At 40.6% G+C, this 23,803-nt stretch carries 23 protein-coding genes and 3 pseudogenes; 21 read left to right on the forward strand and 5 right to left on the reverse strand.

All coding sequences use genetic code 11. From position 1 onward, the window contains the following. Positions 1-59 precede the first annotated feature (59 nt). Together K6V48_RS00680 and K6V48_RS00685 are read right to left on the reverse strand one after the other, a co-directional pair. Positions 60-572 carry an NADPH-dependent FMN reductase gene (locus K6V48_RS00680; protein WP_172017322.1) on the reverse strand — a complete coding sequence of 171 codons (513 nt, stop codon included), beginning with the start codon at positions 570-572 and terminating at the stop codon, positions 60-62. Positions 573-648: 76 nt separating this feature from the next. After that, positions 649-1,089, reverse strand: coding sequence for a MarR family winged helix-turn-helix transcriptional regulator (locus tag K6V48_RS00685; RefSeq protein ID WP_172065821.1), 441 nt, complete (start codon positions 1,087-1,089; stop codon positions 649-651). Positions 1,090-1,235: 146 nt separating this feature from the next. On the opposite strand from K6V48_RS00685, the gene K6V48_RS00690 reads away from it, so the two are divergent. From K6V48_RS00690 to K6V48_RS00780, 19 genes and pseudogenes are all read left to right on the forward strand, one after another. Then, positions 1,236-1,733: a cell wall elongation regulator TseB-like domain-containing protein gene (locus tag K6V48_RS00690; RefSeq protein WP_222367269.1), complete on the forward strand. Its 498-nt coding sequence runs from the start codon at positions 1,236-1,238 to the stop codon at positions 1,731-1,733. Continuing rightward, the gene (locus tag K6V48_RS00695) at positions 1,730-2,911 is read left to right on the forward strand and encodes a pyridoxal phosphate-dependent aminotransferase (protein ID WP_222367271.1); all 1,182 of its coding nucleotides are present in this window, start codon (positions 1,730-1,732) and stop codon (positions 2,909-2,911) included. The genes K6V48_RS00690 and K6V48_RS00695 overlap by 4 nt, the downstream gene beginning before the upstream one ends. A 14-nt stretch (positions 2,912-2,925) precedes the next feature. Next, positions 2,926-4,272: an asparagine--tRNA ligase gene (asnS, locus tag K6V48_RS00700; RefSeq protein WP_024397445.1), complete on the forward strand. Its 1,347-nt coding sequence runs from the start codon at positions 2,926-2,928 to the stop codon at positions 4,270-4,272. A gap of 122 nt (positions 4,273-4,394) precedes the next feature. Next, entirely contained in the window at positions 4,395-4,622 is a 228-nt protein-coding gene (relB, locus tag K6V48_RS00705; RefSeq protein ID WP_130554954.1) for a type II toxin-antitoxin system RelB family antitoxin, read from the forward strand. Further along, positions 4,612-4,880 (forward strand): annotated as a pseudogene (locus tag K6V48_RS00710) (type II toxin-antitoxin system RelE family toxin). Before relB (K6V48_RS00705) ends, K6V48_RS00710 begins: the two are co-directional and overlap by 11 nt. Before the next feature lie 503 nt (positions 4,881-5,383). Further along, the gene (relB, locus tag K6V48_RS00715; protein ID WP_172017310.1) at positions 5,384-5,671 is read left to right on the forward strand and encodes a type II toxin-antitoxin system RelB/ParD family antitoxin; all 288 of its coding nucleotides are present in this window, start codon (positions 5,384-5,386) and stop codon (positions 5,669-5,671) included. Continuing rightward, complete coding sequence (locus K6V48_RS00720) at positions 5,671-6,009, forward strand: type II toxin-antitoxin system RelE/ParE family toxin (RefSeq protein ID WP_105127518.1); 339 nt, start codon at positions 5,671-5,673, stop codon at positions 6,007-6,009. The genes relB (K6V48_RS00715) and K6V48_RS00720 overlap by 1 nt, the downstream gene beginning before the upstream one ends. Positions 6,010-6,326: 317 nt before the next feature. Next, positions 6,327-7,646: pseudogene (locus K6V48_RS00725) on the forward strand (MATE family efflux transporter). 49 nt (positions 7,647-7,695) lie between these two features. Further along, positions 7,696-8,076 carry a RidA family protein gene (locus K6V48_RS00730; protein WP_222367273.1) on the forward strand — a complete coding sequence of 127 codons (381 nt, stop codon included), beginning with the start codon at positions 7,696-7,698 and terminating at the stop codon, positions 8,074-8,076. A 22-nt stretch (positions 8,077-8,098) separates the two neighbouring features. Beyond that, positions 8,099-8,986: an RNase adapter RapZ gene (gene rapZ / locus K6V48_RS00735; RefSeq protein WP_172017302.1), complete on the forward strand. Its 888-nt coding sequence runs from the start codon at positions 8,099-8,101 to the stop codon at positions 8,984-8,986. Further along, entirely contained in the window at positions 8,983-9,957 is a 975-nt protein-coding gene (locus K6V48_RS00740; protein WP_222367274.1) for a gluconeogenesis factor YvcK family protein, read from the forward strand. The genes rapZ and K6V48_RS00740 overlap by 4 nt, the downstream gene beginning before the upstream one ends. Then, positions 9,954-10,865: a DNA-binding protein WhiA gene (gene whiA / locus K6V48_RS00745; protein WP_172038685.1), complete on the forward strand. Its 912-nt coding sequence runs from the start codon at positions 9,954-9,956 to the stop codon at positions 10,863-10,865. Before K6V48_RS00740 ends, whiA begins: the two co-directional genes overlap by 4 nt. Before the next feature lie 180 nt (positions 10,866-11,045). Then, positions 11,046-11,741, forward strand: coding sequence for a Crp/Fnr family transcriptional regulator (locus tag K6V48_RS00750; RefSeq protein WP_024391976.1), 696 nt, complete (start codon positions 11,046-11,048; stop codon positions 11,739-11,741). 397 nt (positions 11,742-12,138) lie between these two features. Next, positions 12,139-13,371 carry an arginine deiminase gene (gene arcA / locus K6V48_RS00755; protein ID WP_161942967.1) on the forward strand — a complete coding sequence of 411 codons (1,233 nt, stop codon included), beginning with the start codon at positions 12,139-12,141 and terminating at the stop codon, positions 13,369-13,371. Then, positions 13,372-13,818, forward strand: a complete 447-nt coding sequence (locus K6V48_RS00760) for a GNAT family N-acetyltransferase (protein WP_222367277.1) — start codon at positions 13,372-13,374, stop codon at positions 13,816-13,818. A 17-nt stretch (positions 13,819-13,835) separates the two neighbouring features. After that, positions 13,836-14,849, forward strand: coding sequence for an ornithine carbamoyltransferase (gene argF, locus K6V48_RS00765; protein WP_024391973.1), 1,014 nt, complete (start codon positions 13,836-13,838; stop codon positions 14,847-14,849). 223 nt (positions 14,850-15,072) lie between these two features. After that, entirely contained in the window at positions 15,073-16,020 is a 948-nt protein-coding gene (gene arcC, locus K6V48_RS00770; RefSeq protein WP_172071491.1) for a carbamate kinase, read from the forward strand. 569 nt (positions 16,021-16,589) lie between these two features. Continuing rightward, positions 16,590-18,092, forward strand: a complete 1,503-nt coding sequence (locus K6V48_RS00775) for a YfcC family protein (RefSeq protein WP_172017291.1) — start codon at positions 16,590-16,592, stop codon at positions 18,090-18,092. A gap of 51 nt (positions 18,093-18,143) precedes the next feature. Next, positions 18,144-19,493 carry a dipeptidase gene (locus K6V48_RS00780; protein ID WP_222367279.1) on the forward strand — a complete coding sequence of 450 codons (1,350 nt, stop codon included), beginning with the start codon at positions 18,144-18,146 and terminating at the stop codon, positions 19,491-19,493. Positions 19,494-19,582: 89 nt separating this feature from the next. On the opposite strand, the pseudogene K6V48_RS00785 reads toward K6V48_RS00780, so the two are convergent. The 3 genes and pseudogenes from K6V48_RS00785 to K6V48_RS00795 all read right to left on the reverse strand — a co-directional run bounded on the left by K6V48_RS00785 (position 19,583) and on the right by K6V48_RS00795 (position 21,290). Continuing rightward, a pseudogene (locus K6V48_RS00785) lies at positions 19,583-20,055 on the reverse strand (arginine repressor). 24 nt (positions 20,056-20,079) lie between these two features. Then, positions 20,080-21,108, reverse strand: a complete 1,029-nt coding sequence (gene queA, locus K6V48_RS00790) for a tRNA preQ1(34) S-adenosylmethionine ribosyltransferase-isomerase QueA (RefSeq protein WP_171989752.1) — start codon at positions 21,106-21,108, stop codon at positions 20,080-20,082. A gap of 14 nt (positions 21,109-21,122) precedes the next feature. Beyond that, positions 21,123-21,290 (reverse strand): hypothetical protein, encoded by a 168-nt coding sequence (locus tag K6V48_RS00795; RefSeq protein WP_172038678.1) that lies wholly within the window; start codon positions 21,288-21,290, stop codon positions 21,123-21,125. A gap of 124 nt (positions 21,291-21,414) precedes the next feature. Here K6V48_RS00795 and K6V48_RS00800 point away from each other — a divergent pair, with 124 nt between their 5' ends. Together K6V48_RS00800 and ltrA are read left to right on the forward strand one after the other, a co-directional pair. After that, a complete protein-coding gene (locus K6V48_RS00800) occupies positions 21,415-22,119 on the forward strand; it encodes a glucosamine-6-phosphate deaminase (RefSeq protein ID WP_172038677.1) in 705 nt (234 codons plus the stop codon). 818 nt (positions 22,120-22,937) lie between these two features. Then, positions 22,938-23,803: group II intron reverse transcriptase/maturase (gene ltrA, locus K6V48_RS00805; RefSeq protein WP_222367281.1), on the forward strand; the 866-nt coding region annotated here is incomplete at its 3' end.

The following is a 23,803-nucleotide window of genomic DNA, read 5'->3' on the forward strand; positions in this document are numbered from 1 at the left end:
CATTGCAAAAAAACCGAGCACAGGTGGCTCGGTTAGAATTGAATAATTGTCAGATGGCTTTAGTTGATTGCTGCAAGGAGTGCATCTGCTTGTTTTGTAAGTTGTGCTTCATCAACAGGTGCACCATTTGTTGCAAGAGTAACTTCATCAACAAAGTTAGTGCGAATAAATGGTAGCAATGAACGGTATTGAGCTGCGGCATCTTCTTGATGTGCAAATGAAGTAACTGAAACAGTTGTAACTTTTTCGTTGATTGCTGAAACACCACGTGTATCAGAAAGATCAAGTGCGCGGCTGAGCCAGTCAAGAACATTTTTCACTGTACCTGGGATAGCAGCGTTGTAGACTGGTGAGAAAATCCAGATAGCATCAGCAGCCAAAACTGCTTCACGAGCTTCTTTAACAGCTGCAGGTGCATCAGCTTCAAGGTCTTGTGAAAATAGAGGAATATTTTTCCAATCAAGATATGAAACGCTTGCTTTGCCTTCAAGAACTTTTTCAGCAGATTTTGCCAATTCAGCAGAGAAAGCACCCTCACGAAGAGAACCAACTAAAAATAATACATTTGCCATAGAGATAATAGCTCCTTAAAATAATTTGATGTTATTAGTATACTCTTTTTATCACTAGTTAGCAATAGTTTTGAACTTAATTTTTAAATTTTTTCAAAATCTCAGCTAGCTGATCTTGTTCTTCTTGACTGAGGACAGAAAAGAGTTCCCCTACATGAGCATAGTGATCAGGTAGGATTTTCTCAATGGTTTCTCGTCCATAAGGTGTCAGACCAATTCGAAAGGCTCTTCTATCATTGCAATCGATGGTTTTGGAAATGTAACCTTCTCGAATCATATTTTTGATGACCACTGTCATGTTTCCTGATGTACTCAGCAATTTATCGATTAGATCCTGAATTCTCAAGTCGCCCTTGTTGTAGAGTGCCTCCAATACTCCAAATTGGGCAACTGTCAGTCCATATTTTCTGATGGTTTCCATTTCTTTTTTTGAAATAGTATTTGCCGCTCTTCGAAAAACGACTAAGCTATGTAAGGCATGTTTGTTTTCGTTTAATGATTTTTCTACGCTATTCATACGAATATTTTAGCAATATTTACATTGATTGGCAAGTGATTTCCTAAAAAATAGGAAGGTATACTTGAATATTTTTTGTAAAATTTCCATTTGAATTTCTAGAAAAAATAGCATTGCAGGGGGATTTGTAGTATAATAGGGATACTATGGAAAAAAAATTCAGCCGTCTCTTGGCATTTGCTAGTGGCCGTTTGGGTCAATGTCTTATTGGTTTTTTTGTTCTTACATTCAGTGTTACCTTTTTAATTCTCTACGTTTGGGAGCTGTCCTCTCGTCCTTTTGAGGAAGCTAGAGTTGAGGCGCAACAGATTGCACAGCAATATGCGGATGTGAGTCAGGTGGATGACTTTGCAATCTATAATGGTACGGAAACTTATTATAGCTTGAAAGGTAAGGATAAGAACGGAGATGAGGTATACGTGTTGATACCAAGTGCTTCGTCCTCTATTTATGTCTATCCTGTTGGGGCAGGGATTACAAAGGAAGAAGCGCAAGCGATTGCTCAGGAGAATGGTGCAAAAACGGCTGATCGAACCATTCTAGGCTATAGGGATGGCAAACCGATTTGGGAAGTCAAATCGGGGACAGCCTATTATTTGGTGGATTTTGAAACAGGTGACTTTGTCAAGATGGAGGGATTATGAGCAAGTTATCAAGACGTGTCTTAGAGATGGAAGAAAGTGTGACTTTGGCTGCTGGTGCGCGTGCGAAAGCACTCAAGGCTGAGGGCCGCGATATTTTAGAATTAACGCTGGGGGAACCAGATTTTGTTACTCCTAAAAATATTCAAGAAGCAGCTATTCAAGCCATCGAAAATGGCAAGGCTAGTTTTTATACAGTTGCTTCTGGTCTTCCAGAGTTGAAAGATGCGGTAAATACTTACTTTGAGAAGTTCTATGGATACTCTATTCAACGCAATCAAGTAGTAGTGGGTACGGGTGCCAAGTTTATTCTCTATGCTTTCTTTGCGTCGGTCATCAATCCAGGTGACGAGGTCCTCATTCCAACACCTTACTGGGTTTCATATGCAGACCAAATCAAGATGAATGAAGGGGTGCCAGTCTTTGTGACAGCGACGGAAGAGCATCATTTCAAGGTCACAGTTGATCAGCTAGAAGCGGCTCGGACTGACAAGACCAAGGTCCTCTTGCTCAATAGTCCATCCAATCCGACTGGTATGATTTACAGTCGTGAGGAGCTGGAAGCTATTGGTAATTGGGCTGTAGAACATGATTTGTTGATTTTGGCGGATGATATTTACGGTCGTTTGGTATACAACGGTAATACCTTTACACCGATTTCTAGTATTTCAGAGAGCATTCGTCAACAAACCATTGTCGTGAATGGAGTTGCCAAAGCCTATGCTATGACGGGTTGGCGGGTTGGTTACGCAGTAGGTAATCCAGAAATTATCGCGGCTATGGGTAAAATTATCGGTCAAACGACTTCAAACCTGACTACCGTTGCCCAATATGCGGCCATTGAAGCCTTTACTGGCCCCCAAGATACGGTAGAAACCATGCGTCAAGCTTTTGAAGAACGACTCAATACCATCTATCCTTTGCTTGCAGAGGTACCTGGATTTGAAGTAGTCAAACCTGAAGGAGCCTTTTATCTCTTCCCAAATGTGAAAAAAGCCATGGAAATGAAAGGCTTTACAGACGTAACGGAGTTTACGACAGCCATTTTGGAAGAAGTCGGTGTGGCTTTGGTAACTGGTGCAGGTTTTGGTGCTCCTGAAAATATTCGTCTTAGCTATGCGACAGATATGGATACGCTAAAGGAAGCAGTCGCTCGTTTACATACATTTATGAAAAAATAAAAAGAGGAAATAGAATGTCTAGAAAATTGATTACGATTAACCAAGTGAAAGATTACGTGGGTCAGGAAGTGACCATCGGTGCCTGGGTTGCCAACAAGTCAGGTAAAGGGAAATTGGCCTTCTTGCAATTACGTGATGGAACAGCTTTCTTCCAAGCAGTTGCTTTCAAGCCAAACTTCATTGAAAAATTCGGTGAAGAAGCTGGTACTGAAAAGTTTGATGTGGCGAAACGGTTGAGCCAAGAAACTTCTGTATATGTGACAGGGATTGTGAAGGAAGACGAACGTTCTAAGTTTGGTTATGAGTTGGATGTAACAGACCTTGAAGTGATCGGTGAGTCACAAGATTATCCAATTACGCCTAAAGAACATGGTACAGACTTCCTTATGGATAACCGTCACCTTTGGTTGCGTTCTCGTAAACAAGTAGCCATCCAGCAAATCCGTAATGCCATCATCTATGCAACCTATGAATTCTTTGAAAAAAATGGCTTTATCAAGTTTGATAGCCCAATCTTGTCAGGAAATGCAGCAGAAGATTCGACAGAATTGTTTGAAACAGATTACTTTGGTCAACCTGCTTACTTGAGCCAATCAGGTCAGCTTTACCTTGAAGCTGGTGCCATGGCTCTTGGTCGTGTTTTCGACTTCGGTCCTGTTTTCCGTGCGGAAAAATCAAAAACCCGTCGTCACTTGACAGAATTTTGGATGATGGATGCGGAATACTCATTCCTCAGCCATGAAGAGTCACTTGACTTGCAAGAAGCTTATGTCAAAGCTTTGATTCAGGGTGCCATCGACCGAGCTCCACAAGCCTTGGAGACTCTTGAACGTGATGTGGATGCTTTGAAACGCTACATCGCTGAACCTTTCAAACGCGTAGCTTATGATGATGCCATTACTCTTCTACAAGAGCATGAAGCGGATGAAGATACAGACTACGAACACATCGAGCATGGGGATGACTTTGGTTCACCTCATGAAACATGGATTTCAAATTACTTTGGTGTACCAACCTTTGTTGTGAACTATCCAGCTAGCTTTAAAGCTTTCTATATGAAACCAGTTCCTGGCAACCCAGAACGTGTGCTCTGTGCAGACTTGCTTGCTCCAGAAGGCTACGGTGAAATCATCGGTGGTTCAATGCGTGAAGACAACTATGATGCCTTGGTAGCGAAAATGGATGAACTTGGTATGGACAAGTCTGAATATGACTTCTACCTTGATCTTCGTAAATACGGTTCTGTACCACACGGTGGTTTCGGTATTGGTATCGAACGCATGGTCACTTTCGTAGCAGGTACAAAACATATCCGTGAAGCCATTCCGTTCCCACGTATGTTGCATCGCTTGCATCCGTAAGTAATTTAATAGATATACAGACAGACTACAAAAGTGGTCTGTTTTTGATTTTCATTGAGTGTCAATTGACATTTTGAACGAATTGTTTTACAATGTATTACAATAAAAAAGTAGGTGGAATGATGGGAATTGTATCTTTGCGATTAAATGAAACTGAAGAGGAAATTTTCAGAAGCTATGCCATTCATACAGGAAAAAGCCTGTCTGAGTTATTCAAATCAGCACTTATTGAACAGATAGAAGACCAGTTGGACTATGAAATTGGTATCAAGGCTTTGAAGAAATTCCAAGAAAATCCTGTTACACACTCGATTGATGATGTGCTTGCGGAGTTAGAAGATGGCTTATAAACTTGTTTTCAGCGAAGATACTTTGAAGCTGTTGAAAAAAATGGACAAGGATGTAGGATGATGCTTGCTAAGGATTTGAAAAAACGATTGGACGGTTTGGAAAATCCAAGACAGTTTGGCAAGGCCTTGGTAGGAGACTATAAGGGCCTGTGGCGGTATAGAGTGGGGAATTACCGTGTGATTTGTGAAATTATTGATAACAAAATGGTCATCTTAGCTCTTGAAATGGGGCACCGGAAAGATATTTATCGAAAATGATTGATGACCAAGATGTGCTTGGTGAATGATGCGTACCTAATTATCGCTCTTTTAAACGTTTACCCTAACCAATCAGCTACATTTTGAATTGGAATCAGACTGCAAAAGTGGTCTGATTTTTTAACATTTTTAAGAATATATCAAATGAATAATAGTATTATTTGATATTGAATCGTAGTATTCACTCAAAGAAACTCATCATTTTTTTGTTACAAATCATTCAGACTTATTGAAATGGCATGCGCTATAGCATGTCAATTTCCATTAACAACCAAGAAATAAAAAAGCCCACAAGAACGGAAATTCTTGTGGACTTTAGTATATTCTAACGAAAATCTTGCAAAATGATTGTATCATTCCAGATAATCCGTGTCAACTGGCACGGTTCTTTTTTAATTTTTATTTATTTTGAAAAGAAAACATACAGAACGAATATAGTTTGTGTATATTTATTTGAAATGATATAATATAGTTATCAACTATACACGAGAGAGGGCTTAGTTATGCCAACAGTAATAAGGGATAAACAAATCAATTTCAAAGTAAATTCAGAATACTTTGAATTAGCGAAAGAGGTCTTTCAGGAAAACGGACTGGATATTACATCAGCATTCAATGAATTTGTACAAGAGGTGGCAATTTCCAAAACACTGCCTTTTAAGACAGTAGAGGAAAAGGAGAGAGAGAAGTTAATTGCTCGACTTCAAGAAGAAGTTTCCACTAGCTATGAAGCGCTAAAAGCAGATGAAGGGTTGTCGGTTGAGGAAGCGAGAAAGGCAGTACTAGGATAATGGAGAAATATAGAGTCATTATTTCGCCAAGGCTTATTGAGCAAATCAAAAGTATTAGGGATTATGTTGCTAATGTGAAACTGAGTCCAGAAACTGCAGAGCGTTTAGTAACGGCTATTTTTGATGAAATAGAGAGCCTAGAACTCTTTCCAGAGCGTGGATTTGATGCTGATGAAAAAATTGGAGTTAAGATTGATAAGAATGGCCGTAGTAGCCGAGGAATAACCATTCAAAATGGAAAATATATTGTCATCTATACTGTAAACCAGGAAGAGCATTCCGTTGAAGTTGCTTTCTTATTCTCATCAAAGACTGATTATGCTAAACTTTTTCGATAATAGGGGATATTTATCTATCGATAATGTGGTTGATTCAAAAGAATCTGTGCAAAGTAGCCTTCCTTCAATTGGTGAGAAAGAAACGAATTTCATGAGTTTCATTGGATAAACGGTATTAGCAACAAGCTTTGCTTTTGTTGCTCGTCAGTGACGTGAAGAAAGAGTCGATTGATAATGGAAATTTTGTAATTTGCTTACATCTTCTTAGTATAACCCTATAATCTAATGGATAGACAGACTACAAATGTGGTCTGTTTTTTCTTGCGAATTTTCAGGATTTTAATTATAATCATTCTAAATAAATAATTGGAGTCTGTATGAAAGAAAAGCATTTAGGAATTGAAATCGTGCGTATGGCCATTCCAGCAACGGTTGAAAATATTTTTCAGACCTTGGTAGGGTTTGTGGATACACTTTTGATTGCACAGTTGGGATTGGTCGCGGTGACGGCAGTTGGTTTGGCCAATACGATTTTAAATGTCTATTTGGCTGTCTTTATGGCCATTGGTGTTGGTGGTACGGCGCTTATTGCTAGAAGTCTGGGAGCTGGTCACCAAGAAAAGGCCAGATAATATGCTCGCCAAACACAAGAATTGTCAATAGCAGGTGGTATCGTATTTGGTTTTATTTCTATCTTCTTTGGTCGGTGGATGTTACAAGCCATGGGAGCAAGCGGTAGTGCTTTGGAGGATGCTCAAGTCTTCTTTTACTGGGTAGGTGGTTTTTCCCTTCTCCATGCCAGTATGACTAGTTTGGGTACGATTTTGAGGGCGACTGGAGATACGGTGACTCCGATGAAGGTGGGAATTATTACCAATGTCACTAATGTTTTACTGGACTACTTCTTGATTTTTGGATTTGGTTCGTGGGATGGTCTGGGGATATTAGGAACAGCACTTGGAACAATTTTTGCGCGACTTCTTGGCTGCTATTTGCTTACTAGAGAGGTTCAAAAGTCTGAGTTGGCTTTATCATTTCAAAAAAGTGGACTTTGGAAAGACTATCAGGAACATGTGCATTTGACCATTCCAGCAGCCTTGGAACGCTTAGTGATGCGGTTGGGACAGGTTGTCTATTTTAGTTTAATTGTGGCTCTTGGGACAACTGTCTATGCCTCTCATATGATTGCAGGTAATATCGAAAGTTTCACCTATATGCCTGCTTATGGCCTTGCGACTGCGGCAGCGGTTTTAATTGGGCAATCTTTGGGAAAAGGAGATATCTCTACAGCACGAAAAGTCGCATTTCTAAGCTCAGCCTATGGTGTAGTCATTATGTCCCTACTCGGCATTGTCTTATATGTCGGGGCTCCAGTATTTGCTCAGCTATTTACCAAAGACCTTGAAGCTATCCATCAAGTCGTCATCGCCCTGAAAATTGATGCTTTTAACCAACCGGGGCTTGCGGTTTCATTGATAATGGCTGGCGCACTGCAAGGGTTGGGAGATACCAAGTCTCCACTTTATTCCACAGCCATTGGGATGTGGGGGCTGCGCGTGGTTGGGGTAATTGTCCTCGGTCAGATCTTGGGATTAGGAATCGCAGGGGTTTGGCTGTCTATTTTGATTGACCTTTTCTTGAGAGCCAACTTCCTCACATGGCGATTTATGGTAAAAACACGAAAACTAGCTGAATAGGCTGGTTTTTTGGTATAATAGTATGAGTAAATAAAAAGGAGATTGACAGATGAAAACGATTCATACAGATAAAGCACCCGCAGCAATTGGACCATATGTACAAGGAAAAGTGGTAGGAAACTTCCTCTTCGCTTCCGGTCAAGTTCCTCTTTCACCAGAAACTGGTGAAGTTATTGGGGAAACCATTCAAGAACAGACGGAACAAGTTTTAAAAAATATTGGCGCGATTTTGGCAGAAGCTGGGACTGATTTTGACCATGTTGTAAAGACAACTTGCTTTTTGAAAGACATGAATGACTTTGTAGCATTTAATGAGGTGTACAAAACTGCTTTTTCAGCTGAGTTTCCAGCTCGTTCTGCTGTAGAGGTGGCTCGTTTGCCTCGTGATGTAAAGGTTGAGATAGAAGTAATAGCAGTTATTGGAGAATAGAGAAAGAACAGGAGGGACTGCCATGTCAGACAAACTCCATTTGGTCATTGTGACAGGGATGTCAGGAGCTGGTAAAACGGTAGCTATCCAGTCCTTTGAGGATTTGGGTTATTTTACCATTGATAATATGCCACCGACACTTTTACCAAAATTTTTAGAATTAATTCGTCATAGTCAGGATAATAACAAGATCGCTTTGGTGGTGGATATGCGTAGTCGATCTTTCTTCTCTGAGATTCGAGAAGTGCTCGATGAGATTGAAGGTGCTGAGGATCTAGACTTTAAGGTGCTATTTTTGGATGCGACTGATAATGAATTAGTAGCTCGTTACAAAGAAACTCGAAGGTCACATCCATTGGCAGCTGATGGTCGCGTATTGGATGGTATTCAGCTTGAACGTGAACTCTTGGCACCATTGAAAAATATGAGCCAGAATGTGATTGATACTTCTGAATTGACTCCACGAAATTTACGGAAAGCCATTTCAGAGCAATTTGCTAGTCAAGATAATCAGCCATCTTTTCGTATCGAAGTGATGTCCTTTGGCTTTAAATATGGCCTGCCTTTAGATGCGGACTTGGTTTTTGATGTTCGTTTCTTGCCAAATCCGTATTATAAATTGGAATTAAGGCAAATGACCGGATTAGATCAACCTGTTTATGACTACGTGATGGGTCATGCGGAATCAGAAGAGTTTTACAAGCATTTGCTTGGTTTGATTGAACCAATTCTGCCTGGTTATCAGAAGGAAGGAAAATCTGTGTTAACAATCGCTATTGGGTGCACGGGCGGTCAACATAGAAGTGTAGCATTTGCCAAACGTCTTGCAGATGATTTAGAGAGAAACTGGATTGTCAACCGTAGTCATCGCGACAAGGATAGACGGAAGGAAACGGTCAACCGCTCATGAGAAAACCAAAGATTACAGTGATTGGAGGCGGAACGGGGATTCCTGTGATTTTGAAGAGCCTTCGTGCCAAGGATGCCGATATCACAGCGATAGTGACTGTTGCTGATGATGGAGGTTCGTCAGGCGAGATTCGTCAGGCCTTACAGGTTACTCCTCCGGGTGACTTGCGAAATGTGTTGTTAGCCATGTCGGATATGCCAAAGCTTTATGAAAAGATTTTTCAGTATCGATTTGCTGAATCGGATGGCCCCTTGGCTGGTCATCCTCTGGGAAACTTGATTATTGCGGGTATTTCTGAAATGCAAGGATCTACATATGATGCCATGCGTTTATTGACACGCTTCTTTCATACGACTGGTCGTATCTATCCGTCTAGTGAAACGCCTTTAACCCTACATGCTGTTTTTACAGATGGGACAGAAGTGGTTGGTGAAAGTAACATTGCTAACTACAAGGGTATGATAGGGCATGTTTACGTGACCAATACATATAATGATGAGGAGCCGAAAGCCAGCCGTCAAGTAGTACAATCGATTATGGACAGCGACTTGGTTGTTTTAGGACCAGGCTCTCTGTATACCTCTATCTTACCTAATATCATGATTCCAGATATTGGTAAGGCACTTTGTGAGACAGAAGCTCAAGTCGTCTATATTTGTAACATCATGACACAGCGGGGCGAAACAGAATCATTTACAGATGCTAATCACGTCAGTGTATTGAATGCTCATTTGGCCAGTCAATTTGTTGATACTGTTCTTGTGAATATTGAACCCGTTCCTCAAGAATACATGAATACCCATGATTTTGATGAGTATTTGGTGCAAGTTAAGCATGATTTTCGAGGCTTACAGGACCAGGGCTGTCGCATCATTTCTTCCAACTTTTTGAAACTAGAAAATGGTGGTGCCTTCCACGATGGGGATTTAGTCGTGGAAGAGCTATTTAACATTTTGCAGGTGCGAACATGAGTTTCACTGTGCAGGTTAAAGAAGAATTACTGCTTCAATCCAATCAAAATAAAAGTGAACTGTCAGCCATTATCAAGTTAGCCGGTAGTCTTGGTCTTGCTTCTTCAGGGCTGACTCTTTCGATTAGCACTGAAAACGCCAAGATTGCGCGTCATATCTATGAACTCTTCTTTCACTTTTACCAGATAAAAGCAGAAATTCGGCATCATCAAAAGTCAAATTTAAAGAAAAATCGTGTTTATTCGGTTTTTGTGCAAGATGGGGTCAACGAGATTCTCAATGATCTCCATCTGGCTGACAGTTTTTTTGGTTTGGATACAGGGATTTCACCAAGAGTTTTGGAAAATGATTCGTGGAGTCAGGCTTATTTACGTGGAGCTTTTTTAGCAAGTGGTTCTGTAAAGGATCCTGAAAAAGGCAAATACCAATTGGAAATTGCCTCTGTCTATAGTGATCATGCCTATGACTTGGCCAATTTGATGCAGAAATTTCTATTGGATGCAAAGGTTATAGAGCGGTCGAAGGGAACTATTACCTACTTGCAACGGGCAGAAGATATTATGGACTTCCTTTTGGTGATTGGGGCAGAAGATGCAAAGACTGAGTTTGAAAACGTGAAATTGTTACGGGAAGCCCGGAATGATTTAAATCGTGCTACTAATGCTGAAGCGGCCAATATTGCCAAGACAGTCACTGCTAGCATGAAAACCATTAATAATATTATTAAAATAATGGATACAATCGGTATAGACCAGCTGTCAGGTGATTTACAAGAAATTGCTCAATTGCGCATTCAACATCCTGATTATTCGATCCAGCAGTTAGCTGAAAGCCTGTCACAGCCCATTACCAAGAGTGGTGTTAACCATCGTTTACGTAAGTTAAATAAAATTGCAGAAGAATTATAGGTGTTGTTGTGAATAATCACTTCCTGCTCTGTTTCAGTTCTCATCGAGTAAGGAGCTGTGGCAGTAGGTGATTATTTTTTTGTGTGCAGCGATTTTGTATCCGCTTCCATAAATGTTAGATTTTATCGATTCGGTATGGTAAAATATACATAGAAGATTGTCGTGATTGGAGGTTTCTGAATGATTAGTAATGAACAGTATGATTATCTCAAAACACATCAGACATTTGCACAACTTACCAGAGAAGCTTTTGATCAGTTAGCGAGGCATATCCGTTTTAGAAAGATTGCTAAGGGACAGGTCATTTTTTATGCACAGGACCCAAGAGATTACTTTTTTGTCTTGTCTCGTGGTTATGCCCGTATTGAACAGTACGATGAGACGGATACCTTTACCTATCTTGACTACATTCGGGAAGACAGTGCCTTTCCTTTTGGCGGGATGTTTCAAGATAAGGACTATTTTTACACAGCAATTGCGATTACAGATGTAGAATGTTTCATCATTCCCATGGACTTATTTGAATCTCTCTCGATGGTCAATCCAAGGCAGCTTGTCTATATTTGTAAAAAACTATCCCGTGTTTTACACTTTCAGGAGTTACGCTTGCGAAATGCCCTCCAATCCAAGGCAACTGAGCGGGTGATTCAAGTTCTTGCCTTGCTTTATTGGGATATGTGTCAACGGAATCACCTATCATCCTTGCCATTTGAAATCCATATCTTGGAGCTATCTCAATTGGCAGCAACGACACGAGAAACAGTTAGTCATGTGCTAAAACAGCTGATTAGTGAAGAAAAAATTACTTATTGCCATAAAAAATTAACCTATTTAGATACCACCTTTTTCTTAGAGAATTTGACAGAAACACATTGATGTTTCTGTTTTTTATTCCATTGATTGGAATAGAGGTGTAAGTGTTGAATGAAGAGCATCATCACTTTTAATGGTTTTGAAGCCTCGTCACTTTCGGCTCTGCACTTCTATCCCTTATTTGAAAGCTAAGTCATTTGATTATCTTATTTTTTGATAAAAAATAAAAATGCATATGATAATATAGAAATTGTAAATATGCGAATATTTTCGTAATTTTTTGAAGAATACCCAAAAATAATGGATAAAATGAGATGAATTTCGCAAAATTGATGCCAAAAATTTCACTTCCAAACAAAGATCCTTTGATACACTACAGATATAAAGTGGAAAGGGAATGAAGGAAAGCGTACGGTCCTCCACCTTTCCCAGCCAAGAAAAAATATCAAAGGAGGGGGCTCTGATGTCACAAAGTCCAATTCATGTATTTTCAGAAATCGGGAAACTAAAAACGGTTATGCTCCATCGACCAGGTAAAGAAATTGAAAATTTGATGCCTGATCATCTTGAACGGTTGTTATTTGATGATATTCCTTTCTTAGAAGACGCGCAAAAAGAGCATGATGCCTTTGCGCAAGCTCTTCGAGATGAAGGCGTAGAAGTGTTATATTTGGAACAGTTGGCGGCGGAATCACTGACTAGTCCAGAAATTCGTGAACAATTTATTGATGAATACTTAGAAGAGGCCAACATTCGTGGTCGGATGTGTAGAAAAGCCATTCGGAAACTCTTACTTGCAATTGAGGACAATAAAGAGCTAATTGAAAAGACTATGGCAGGTATTCAAAAAGCTGAATTGCCATCAGATGACATTGAAGAAAAAGGGTTAACAGATCTTGTTGAATCATCGTACCCATTTGCAATCGATCCGATGCCAAACCTGTATTTTACACGGGATCCTTTCGCAACAATAGGGAATGCGGTATCGCTTAACCACATGTATTCAGAAACCCGCAACCGTGAAACCATTTATGGTAAGTATATTTTTACCTACCACCCAGTCTATGGTGGCAAGGTTCCGCTGGTATATAACAGAAATGAAACCACACGTATTGAGGGTGGCGATGAGCTGATTTTATCCAAGGATGTGCTTGCGGTTGGGATCTCTCAACGGACAGACGCAGCTTCCATTGAAAAACTCCTCATTAACATATTTGAAAGAGGCGTTGGCTTTAAGAAGGTCCTTGCATTTGAATTTGCCAATAGTCGAAAATTCATGCATTTGGACACTGTTTTCACCATGGTAGATTATGATAAATTTACCATTCACCCAGAAATTGAAGGTAGCTTGCGTGTCTTCTCCGTTACTTATGAAAATGAAGAGCTTCATATTGAAGAAGAACATGGTGATTTGGCTGAATTATTAGCTGCAAACTTAGGCGTTGAAAAAGTTGACTTGATTCGTTGTGGTGGGGAAAATATTGTAGCTGCTGGTCGGGAACAATGGAACGATGGTTCCAATACCTTGACCATCGCACCAGGGGTTGTCGTTGTGTACAAACGAAATACCATTACCAATGCCATCCTAGAATCAAAAGGTCTTCGGTTAATCAAGATTAGCGGTAGTGAATTAGTTCGGGGTCGTGGTGGACCACGTTGCATGTCTATGCCTTTTGTCAGAGAGGATATCTAAATGAATGAACCAGATATTGAACTGGTTATTGGAAGTGAGCCTTGGCATCGTGCATGTTCTGTGTACGTAAGATATCGTGTCTTTGTAATGGAAAAATCCATCGCACGAGAAGATGAGTTTGATCAATATGACGAAGTTGGACGTGTCTATGCCAATCTACAAGTTCATGGCGAGCCAGTTTCTACCGGCCGTTTCTTACCAACAGAATCTGGATCTGCAAGATTGACTCGGATTGCTACCCTGGCTCCACACCGTGGGAAGGGATATGCTCGGGAAATTATCCAAAAATTGGAAGAATATGCCAAAAACACGAATGTTTTATGTATAAATATACATTCTGAGTTGACAGCTAAAACATTTTATGAGATGCTGGGTTATCAGCCAACTTCCGAAATCTATTTAGAAGATGGTGAATGGTGTCAGACTCTGACCAAAAATTTAAGGTAAAGAAGAGGAGAAGGATAATGACAAACATTTTTAAAGGCAGACATTTTTTAGCGGAAAAAGATTTCACTCGCGCTGAATTAGAATGGTTGATTGATTTTGCGGCTCACTTAAAGGATTTGAAAAAGCGCAATATCCCTCATCGCTATTTAGAAGGTAAAAATATTGCTCTCTTATTTGAAAAAACATCCACTCGTACACGTGCTGCGTTTACTGTTGCGGCGATTGACTTGGGTGCACACCCTGAATATCTAGGCGCTAATGATATCCAGCTTGGTAAAAAAGAATCCACAGAAGATACAGCTAAGGTATTGGGACGTATGTTCGATGGGATTGAGTTCCGTGGTTTCAGCCAAAAGATGGTGGAAGAATTGGCCGAATTTTCAGGTGTTCCTGTATGGAATGGTTTGACAGATGCATGGCACCCGACTCAAATGTTGGCTGACTATCTGACTGTGAAAGAAAACTTTGGCAAGTTAGAAGGATTGACCTTGGTATACTGTGGTGACGGACGAAACAATGTGGCGAATTCTCTCTTGGTAACAGGGGCTATTCTTGGTGTCAATGTGCACATCTTCTCACCAAAAGAACTCTTCCCAGACGAAACAGTGGTAGCACTTGCAGAAGGATTTGCTAAAGAATCTGGTGCGCGTGTATTGATTACGGACAATGCTGACGAGGCTGTTAAAGGTGCAGATGTCCTCTATACAGACGTTTGGGTATCAATGGGTGAAGAATCTAAATTTGAAGAACGTGTGAAATTATTAAAACCATATCAAGTAAACATGGATTTGGTGAAAAAAGCAGAAAATGAGAATCTGATTTTCTTGCACTGCTTGCCAGCCTTCCATGATACTAATACTGTATATGGTAAAGATGTTGCTGAAAAATTTGGTGTAGAAGAAATGGAAGTAACGGATGAAGTATTCCGTAGCAAATATGCTCGCCATTTTGACCAAGCTGAAAATCGCATGCATACCATTAAAGCAGTGATGGCAGCTACTTTAGGGGATCCATTTGTACCACGTGTGTAGCTTATACTCAATGAAAATCAAAAGTAGCCTAGGAAACGATGTCGAAGATAGAACTGGAGTTCATCAAGGCAAGTTGACAACGGATAATTTTGATTTTCGAAGAGTATTAAATGGTCAGTGAAGTCATCATGTATGGGGACCGGATTCAATTTTGACCCTGTCCCCAGTTTGAAAATCAGAAATGTAAGCGATTTCTTTATAGAAAGGAGGGAAGAAAATCAATATGACTCATCGTAAAATTGTTGTTGCTTTGGGAGGAAATGCCATTTTAACGTCAGATCCATCAGCCAAAGCCCAAAAAGCTGCCCTGGTACAGACTGCTAAGCACCTTGTCAAACTGATCAAAAATGGGGATGATTTGATTATCACTCATGGTAATGGTCCGCAAGTTGGGAATTTATTATTGCAAAACTTAGCAGCTAACTCTGAAAAAAATCCAGCCTTCCCATTAGACAGTTTGGTCGCTATGACCGAAGGATCAATCGGTTTCTGGTTACAAAATGCTCTTGAAAATGAATTAGCCAAAGAAGGTATTGATAAAGGTGTTGTCTCTGTTGTCACACAAGTAATTGTAGATAAAAATGATCCTGCATTTGAAAACTTATCAAAACCCATTGGTCCATTCTATACCAAAGAAGAAGCGGAGTTGGAAAGTCAAAAGACTGGTGCAACTTTCAAAGAAGATGCTGGACGGGGCTGGCGCAAAGTAGTGGCTTCTCCAAAGCCAATTGGTATTAAAGAGATTGGCACAATCCGTACTCTACTAAATGCAGGGGAGATTGTTGTCGCAGCAGGTGGAGGTGGTGTACCAGTTATCCAAGAAGAAGATGGAACCCTTGTGGGCGTCGAGGCTGTAATTGATAAGGACTTTGCATCACAATGTCTTGCTGAATTAGTCGATGCAGATGTCTTTATTATCTTAACGGGCGTGGATTATGTCTATGTTCGTTTTAACAAGCCAGATCAAAGGAAATTGGAAAAGGTAACCGTTGCGGAGCTTGAAGAGTATATTGGTCAAAATGAATTTGCACCTGGCTCCATGTTACCAAAAGTAGAAGCAGCTATTGCTTTTGTCAATCATAAGCCAAACTCTAAGGCTGTGATTACCTCGTTAGAAAATTTAGGAGCATTGATTGAGTCGCACAGTGGCACAACCATTACAAAACATTGATAATAGCAAACAGATTGCTATTCAAGGACAGGAGAGTATTTCTTTCCGTTCTTACTCTCCTTCCATTTTAGCTTATTCCTCATCAGTATCTACCTATGAGTAACTGAGGATGACGAACACTCATCCAGCCTGCCTTCCGTTCATAAGGACCTTTCAATTGTGTGTAGGTGGATACTTGAGTTGACGATTCTACTGGAAATACCGACAGTTTGTCTATCATAAACTTGCTTTAACTGTACTTCATGAATCTACTTGCTTTGGTCAGTAGCTTCCAACTTTTGACAGTCATTAGAAACAGACTGGTGAAGGAAACTGTAACTACTAAAACCAATCTTATCCCTACTATATTTGGGTGTTAAAAGATTTCCTAAACTTTTTGAGTGAGTACGAAATGCAAACTAGAAGACAAGATTGAAGACTGGTTATTCTGGAGTATGTTTTTGAAATATGTATGAATATTTTCATGGTTTTTCCAGAGCTGTTCGTATGGTATCTAGTAGAGTTGTGTATCCGTTTGACATTCATTTTATGTATCCATACATTGAAAAATATTATGGGAGGTTTTTACAATGAGTGAAAAAGTAAAAAAAGGCTTTAAGATGCCTTCTTCATATACTGTCCTCATGATCATCATTGCCATTATGGCTGTGATGACTTGGATTATTCCTGCCGGCCAATATCAAGTGGATGATGGCGGTAATTTTATTACAGGTACCTATGAAGCAGTGGATCAAAATCCCCAAGGGATTTGGGACGTGTTGATGGCTCCTGTGCGGGCAATGCTAGGGCACGGTGCAACATCTGCAGCCATTGATGTTTCCTTCTTTATCTTGATGGTTGGTGCTTTTCTTGGAGTTGTAAATGAGACAGGTGCCTTAGACGTTGGGATTGCCTCCATCGTGAAACGCTTCAAGGGCCGTGAAAAATGGTTGATTTATGTCCTTATGTTTCTCTTTGGCTTAGGTGGTTCCACCTATGGCATGGGTGAAGAAACAATGGCTTTCTTCCCGCTGATTATTCCTGTTATGATGGCAGTTGGGTACGATAGTATTACTGGGGTTGCCATAATCCTACTAGGTTCTCAAATTGGTTGTTTAGCCTCAACTGTCAATCCATTTGCGACTGGTGTGGCTTCCGCAACAGCTGGGGTATCCATTGCCGATGGTATGATATGGCGGATTGTCTTCTTTATTGTTATCCTTGGTTTGGGAATGGCCTTTGTTGCTAATTATGCTGAAAAAGTGAAGAAAGATCCAACTAAATCCTTGGTTTATAAACAAAGGGCAGAAGATATGGAACATTTCAACGTGACAGCTGATCGGGCTGTTAATGATACCTTAACTCCTGCACAAAAACGTGTATTGATTCTCTTCTTCCTTACTTTTGTCTTTATGATTTTGAGTTTCATTCCATGGGAAGATTTAGGGGTGACACTCTTTACAGATATTAAAGAATGGTTGATTTCAATCCCAGTTCTAGGGCAAATTGTTGGTATTACAACCTATCCATTTGGTTGGTGGTATTTCCCAGAAGGTGCTATGCTCTTTGCTGCTGCAGGTGTATTGATTGGTGTCGTTTATGGTATGGGTGAAGATCGCTTGGTAAAGGCCTTCATGAATGGTGCTGCGGATCTTCTTAGTGTTGCCTTGATTTGTGCTGTTGCGCGTGGAATCCAAGTGATTATGAATGATGGTATGATTACTGCAACGATTCTACACTGGGGCGAAGTGGGACTCCAAGGACTCTCTTCTCAAGTCTTTATCGTCTTGACCTATCTATTCTACCTTCCAATGTCTTTCTTAATTCCATCAACATCTGGCTTGGCAGGTGCTTCTATGGGTATCATGGCTCCTTTGGGTGAGTTTGTAAATGTACCTGCACATTTGATTATCACTGCTTTCCAAGCAGCTTCTGGTGTATTGAATTTAGTTGCTCCAACCTCTGGTATTGTTATGGGAGCATTGGCACTTGGTCGCGTGGATATTGCTACCTGGTATAAATTCGTTGGAAAATTGATTGCAGCCATTATTGTTGCATCTATCATCATTCTTGTGATTGCAACATTCTTTTAAAAAATGGTAGGTCTTACTCCGATCCATAAATTGTGTATGAAAGGAGAGACAATGAAGGAACATTCATTTATTACTGAGGAGCACAAGCAAGCTTGTGTGGCGGCTATTCAAGCATTAGTCGCCTTTCCCTCTGTATTGCAAGAACATCAGACCAGTACTCCTTTTGGACAAGCTATTCAAGATGTTTTAGAATACACGCTATCCATGGCTGAAAAACTGGGTTTTTCAACTTATCTCGATCCTGAAGGGTATTATGGTTATGCCCAAATCGGTCAAGGGGATGAATTGTTGGCAATTCTTTGTCATTTAGATGTCGTTCCAGCTGGGGACCTATCGAATTGGGAAACTCCCCCTTTTGAAGCAACCATAAAAAATGACCATTTGGTTGGTCGAGGGGTGCAAGATGATAAGGGTCCTTCCATGGCAGCTTTATTTGCGGTCAAGGCCTTAATGGATGCTGGTGTCACTTTTACCAAACGTATTCGGTTTATCTTTGGAACAGACGAAGAAACCTTATGGCGGTGTATGAATCGGTACAATCAATTAGAAGAAGTTGCGACGATGGGATTTGCACCAGATTCTTCTTTCCCATTGACCTATGCAGAAAAAGGTCTGTTACAAGCAAAACTTGTTGGTCCTGGAGACCGTATTTTAACGATTGAGGCTGGAACAGCTTATAATGTTGTGCCTGCAAAGGCTAGTTATTCAGGGCATTTGTTGGCCAGTTTGGTTGCTGAATTGGATCAATTAGGATTCGATTATGAAATGGATGATGATCGAGTAATTGTTTTAGGCATTTCAAAACATGCCAAGGATGCTGCAGAGGGAATCAATGCGATCGTTCGATTGGCCATTGCGCTCCAAAAATTTGTTGGTCATCCTGCGATTGATTTCATTGCCAATGCAGTAGGGGAAGATGCAACAGGTTTCAGATTATTTGACGATGTCACGGATGAACCTTCTGGAACCCTTAGTTTCAATATTGCGGGTCTCACGATTCAGCCTAAAAAATCTGAAATTCGGATTGATATGCGGATTCCTGTTCTTGCGATTAAGGAACATTTGGTGCATATCTTGAGTGAAAAGGCAGCAACTTATGGTTTAGACTATCAAGAATTTGACTACTTACCAGCTTTATATGTCCCTTTGGACAGTGAATTGGTTCAGACCTTAATGGCAGTCTATCAAGAAAAAACGGGTGATACCCTTAGTCAGCCTATCTCATCAGGTGGTGCGACCTTCGCTCGAACTATGAAAAACTGTGTGGCCTTTGGAGCCTGTTTCCCAGATACGGAGCAAACCGAGCATCAGGAAAATGAACGGATGCCGTTGAAGGATTTAGATAAAACGATGGATATCTACGCAGAAGCAGTCTATCGCTTAGCTGGAGAAATGCAATAAACTGTAAAGCATCTCGTGTTGAAAAATACGAGGTGTTTTTTCGGAAAACAAAATATCCTAGGCAATCTTGTAACCTAGGATATTTTTTCTTATTCCTTTGATAAAAAGAATGGTGGTGTAAATTGAGTAAGATGTTCAAAACAAGCTAAGGCTGCTTCAGTATCGTGGCAAATAATGAGACAGACATCGTCGCCACAAAGCGTCGCGACAATCTCAGGGATTTCCATGGCATCAAGAATTGAGCCAAAGGAGCTGGCCAGTCCTGGAAGTGTTTTTAATACAACTTGGTGCTGTACTGGTTTGAGCATAATGAGAGCATCTTCCATATACAGACGGAGGCGTTTTTCCCAACGGGTTGGTACGATCGGGTTGACCATGTAATAAGAGGAGGCATCTTCATTGACCTTTACTAAATTTAATAATTTGATATCACGAGACAAGGTTGATTGGGTAACGGTGACTCCGTTTAATTCCAGCAATTCTTGCAGTTCTTGTTGTGTGTGAAGTTTTTTTCTTTTATTAAGGAAAGGATTAATTTATGGCGACTTTCAATCTTATTCATGGGGTTGACCTCAATTAAAAAGTTTTATTGGATAAACATTGCATCTCCAAAGCTAAAGAAGCGGTAACGTTCTTCAACAGCATGTTTATAAGCTTCTAAGGTAAATTCTCTACCTGCAAAAGCTGAAACAAGCATAACCAAAGTGGATTTTGGAAGATGGAAATTAGTTGAAAATGCATCGACAATTCGGAAGGTATATCCTGGTTTGATGAAAATATTTGTCCAACCAGAATCTGCTTCTAAACGCCCATCAAATTTGTTTCCAATGGTTTCCAGCGTGCGAATAGAAGTGGTTCCAACCGCAACGATACGTCCACCATTTTCTTTGACTTGATTGAGAGTTTGAGCTGCTTCAGCGGTTAGGTTGTAAAATTCTGAATGCATCTCATGCTCATCAACGTTTTCGACAGAGACTGGGCGGAAGGTTCCGAGACCAACATGAAGTGTCAAATAGACTAATTTCACACCTTTGGCTTCAATTTTTTCAAGTAGTTCCTGGGTAAAATGGAGGCCGGCAGTTGGAGCTGCGGCAGAACCATTTTCTTTGGCATAAACAGTCTGGTAGCGCTCGCGGTCTTCCAATTTTTCATGAATATATGGAGGGAGTGGCATTTCACCGAGGCTTTCTAAGACTTCTAAGAAGATTCCATCGTAAGTGAACTCAACGATTCGGCCTCCGTGTTCCAATTCCTCTACAATGGTAGCTGTCAAACGTCCATCTCCAAAGGCAACTGTCGTACCGACTTTCAAGCGCTTCGCTGGTTTTGCAAGAACCTCCCACTGATCACCTTGGGTATTTTTCAAAAGTAAAAGTTCTACATGTCCGTTTGTTTCGGGCTTGTAGCCGTAGAGGCGGGCAGGCAAAACGCGCGTGTTGTTCATTACAAGGGCATCACCTGGGTGAAGCTGGTCAATAATATGGTCAAAATGGCTATCAACCATGCTGTGCTTCTCGCGGTCGAGGATGAGAAGTTTGGAGCTGTCACGCTTCTCAAGCGGAACTTGGGCAATCAGTTCTTCTGGTAAATCAAAATCAAAATCTGCAGTATTCATATACTCTCCTTAATCTAAAATAATACAGCCATCAAATACATCAATAGGGCAAACGGGAATAGAATGAGTATTACACCAAGCATCGTTAGGATGATTTTTATACTTTTTGGCTTTGGAATAAAATAACTGATTAAACAGAGAGCAATTCCTGTAAAAAATAGGATCAATAATTCTTGTGTCATGTATTCATTATATCACAATTTTAGTAAATCGTGAGGTTGAACGGAAAGAATTGGTATATATCAATTGACAAAAATTGGTATATACCATATAATATACATAAGAAATAGGTAAGAGGTGAATCATATGAAAATTCATGTTGTAAACAATCAAGTTGATGGTGCGGTACTAGCTGTAGATTTGTTGAGAGAAAAGTTGGCTAATGGTGCAAAAGTGCTTGGTTTAGCAACGGGTTCTAGCCCGCTTGAGTTCTATAGAATAATCCGTGAGTCAGATTTGGACTTTTCTGATGTGACTTCTGTCAATTTGGATGAGTACGTGGGACTGGGTGAAGACAGTGACCAGTCTTATGTTCACTTTATGAAAGAGAATCTTTTCAATGCTAAACCATTCAAACAATCATTTTTACCAAATGGCTTGGCAAACGACTTGACCGAGGAAATTGCCCGTTACAATCAGATTTTGGTAGACCATCCGGTAGATTTCCAAATTTTAGGAATTGGTCGCAACGGTCATATCGGTTTTAATGAACCAGGAGCGTCATTTGATGCTGTTGCTCGTGTGGTTGATTTGGCACCATCAACCATTGAAGCCAATGCTCGTTTCTTTGCTCATTCAGAGGATGTTCCAAAACAAGCCATTTCAATGGGGATTGCCAATATTATGGCAGCCAAGACCATTGTCCTCATGGCTTATGGGGAAGAAAAGGCAGATGCGATTAAAGCTATGGTCGAAGGAGAAGTTACGGAAGAGGTTCCAGCAAGTATTCTCCAAAAACATAACGATGTAGTGTTGATTATTGACCATGCAGCTGCGAGTAAATTAGGATAACAGAAAAAACCACAAGGGATCATTCTATCCAATAGAAATGCCTATTGTGGTCTTTTGATTTTCTCCCCATCTTCAGAATAGGAATGGATGCTATTTAATAATTATTAATTCTTTCTATTGTCAAAGGCACCAGCTTTCAGATAAGGAACCGAGGCACGGGCAGCAGTAAAGTATGGGTAGGCGAATGTGAGAATATCATTAGGTTCATTTAAATGTACTCAAATAAACAACGCGACAGGATTATAGAATGCTTGTCTTAAGCAAGGAAAAACACCTATGGTGGCCGTCATAGGTGTTTTGAAAGTACGACGGGCATGTCGTACCTCTGAGGTGAAAGTCCTCCGTGGGCACCCGCTACCGGTGAACCCAATAGCGACTCCCAAGCCTGACTATCGTGAGGTAGCGGGGAGAGGAAGGGATAGCGAAATCGTGGCACTACGAACAGAAACGTGATACAAAGGCGTATTTAGCGGATAAGGTGGCTTTCAACACTAAAGTCCAAAAAGGTAGTCGTAACCTATTTGCGTAAATCACGAGTGTAAACGAGGAAAGATGTACGACTTATCCCGTGAGGTCTCATGGGCGTCGATAAGACGTAGTAACAACGAACCATGAGAAGTCAGCCAAAGCCATAGTAGTGATGAAGTTTCTGTAATGGAAACGGAGCGAAGGGCTGAACAATTAACCGAAGTATACCTACTTCGATTGTGTCTGTAAAGAATGGTCTGATAGAACTGGAGGCAGTCACGTAATGACTAGAAGAAAGTTCGCCAATATAAGACATCCTACAGACACCGAAACAAGAAAGGAGTACGCACATGTCACAGTTACTAGATAATATCCTATCACGTTCAAATATGTTGGATGCTTACAATCAAGTTAGAGCCAATAAAGGTTCAGCAGGAATTGACGGCGTAACTATTGACGAAATAGATGACTATCTCCGCAAACACTGGCGGTCAACTAAAGAACTCATAAAGCAGAGAAAGTACAAACCACAGCCCGTTTTACGAGTTGAAATTCCTAAACCTAACGGCGAAGTTCGCCAGCTTGGCATCCCAACGGTCATGGATAGAATGATACAACAAGCTATTGTCCAAGTCATTAGTCCTATTTGTGAACCCTATTTCTCTGATAAGAGCTACGGATTCAGACCCAATCGGTCCTGTGAACATGCCGTTATCCAGTTATTAGAATACCTTAATGACGGTTATGAGTGGATAGTGGACATAGACCTCGAAAAGTTTTTCGATACCGTTCCTCAAGATAGACTGATGTCGCTTGTTCATAACATTATCCAGGATGGGGATACAGAATCTCTGATTCGTAAGTACCTTCATTCAGGTGTAGTCATCAACGGCCAACGGCATAAAACACTAGTTGGAACGCCACAGGGAGGAAACCTATCACCGCTCCTGTCCAATATCATGCTTAATGAGCTAGATAAAGAGTTGGAAAATCGCGGACTTCGCTTTGTTCGCTACGCAGATGACTGCGTCATCACAGTTGGTAGTGAGGCGGCGGCTAAACGTGTGATGCATTCAATTAGTCGTTATATTGAAAAGCGATTAGGTTTGAAAGTCAACATGACCAAGACCAAGATTGTGAGACCGAGCAAATTGAAGTATCTAGGATTTGGGTTCTGGAAATCATCGGGGGGTTGGAAAAGTCGTCCGCATCAGGA

The organism is Streptococcus suis (assembly GCF_019794555.1).
In the GTDB taxonomy this organism is placed as follows: domain Bacteria; phylum Bacillota; class Bacilli; order Lactobacillales; family Streptococcaceae; genus Streptococcus; species Streptococcus suis_AB.

Excerpts from the sequence above, each read along its gene's own strand:
- K6V48_RS00795 (WP_172038678.1), bottom strand. The coding sequence starts at position 21,290 with ATGACACAAGAATTATTGATCCTATTTTTTACAGGAATTGCTCTCTGT.
- arcC (WP_172071491.1), top strand. The coding sequence starts at position 15,073 with ATGACTCATCGTAAAATTGTTGTTGCTTTGGGAGGAAATGCCATTTTA.
- relB (WP_130554954.1), top strand. The coding sequence starts at position 4,395 with ATGGGAATTGTATCTTTGCGATTAAATGAAACTGAAGAGGAAATTTTC.
- K6V48_RS00760 (WP_222367277.1), top strand. The coding sequence starts at position 13,372 with ATGAATGAACCAGATATTGAACTGGTTATTGGAAGTGAGCCTTGGCAT.
- K6V48_RS00695 (WP_222367271.1), top strand. The coding sequence starts at position 1,730 with ATGAGCAAGTTATCAAGACGTGTCTTAGAGATGGAAGAAAGTGTGACT.
- rapZ (WP_172017302.1), top strand. The coding sequence starts at position 8,099 with ATGTCAGACAAACTCCATTTGGTCATTGTGACAGGGATGTCAGGAGCT.
- K6V48_RS00775 (WP_172017291.1), top strand. The coding sequence starts at position 16,590 with ATGAGTGAAAAAGTAAAAAAAGGCTTTAAGATGCCTTCTTCATATACT.
- K6V48_RS00720 (WP_105127518.1), top strand. The coding sequence starts at position 5,671 with ATGGAGAAATATAGAGTCATTATTTCGCCAAGGCTTATTGAGCAAATC.
- K6V48_RS00740 (WP_222367274.1), top strand. The coding sequence starts at position 8,983 with ATGAGAAAACCAAAGATTACAGTGATTGGAGGCGGAACGGGGATTCCT.
- argF (WP_024391973.1), top strand. The coding sequence starts at position 13,836 with ATGACAAACATTTTTAAAGGCAGACATTTTTTAGCGGAAAAAGATTTC.
- K6V48_RS00680 (WP_172017322.1), bottom strand. The coding sequence starts at position 572 with ATGGCAAATGTATTATTTTTAGTTGGTTCTCTTCGTGAGGGTGCTTTC.
- K6V48_RS00685 (WP_172065821.1), bottom strand. The coding sequence starts at position 1,089 with ATGAATAGCGTAGAAAAATCATTAAACGAAAACAAACATGCCTTACAT.
- whiA (WP_172038685.1), top strand. The coding sequence starts at position 9,954 with ATGAGTTTCACTGTGCAGGTTAAAGAAGAATTACTGCTTCAATCCAAT.
- K6V48_RS00690 (WP_222367269.1), top strand. The coding sequence starts at position 1,236 with ATGGAAAAAAAATTCAGCCGTCTCTTGGCATTTGCTAGTGGCCGTTTG.
- K6V48_RS00750 (WP_024391976.1), top strand. The coding sequence starts at position 11,046 with ATGATTAGTAATGAACAGTATGATTATCTCAAAACACATCAGACATTT.
- asnS (WP_024397445.1), top strand. The coding sequence starts at position 2,926 with ATGTCTAGAAAATTGATTACGATTAACCAAGTGAAAGATTACGTGGGT.
- K6V48_RS00780 (WP_222367279.1), top strand. The coding sequence starts at position 18,144 with ATGAAGGAACATTCATTTATTACTGAGGAGCACAAGCAAGCTTGTGTG.
- K6V48_RS00800 (WP_172038677.1), top strand. The coding sequence starts at position 21,415 with ATGAAAATTCATGTTGTAAACAATCAAGTTGATGGTGCGGTACTAGCT.
- queA (WP_171989752.1), bottom strand. The coding sequence starts at position 21,108 with ATGAATACTGCAGATTTTGATTTTGATTTACCAGAAGAACTGATTGCC.
- K6V48_RS00730 (WP_222367273.1), top strand. The coding sequence starts at position 7,696 with ATGAAAACGATTCATACAGATAAAGCACCCGCAGCAATTGGACCATAT.
- relB (WP_172017310.1), top strand. The coding sequence starts at position 5,384 with ATGCCAACAGTAATAAGGGATAAACAAATCAATTTCAAAGTAAATTCA.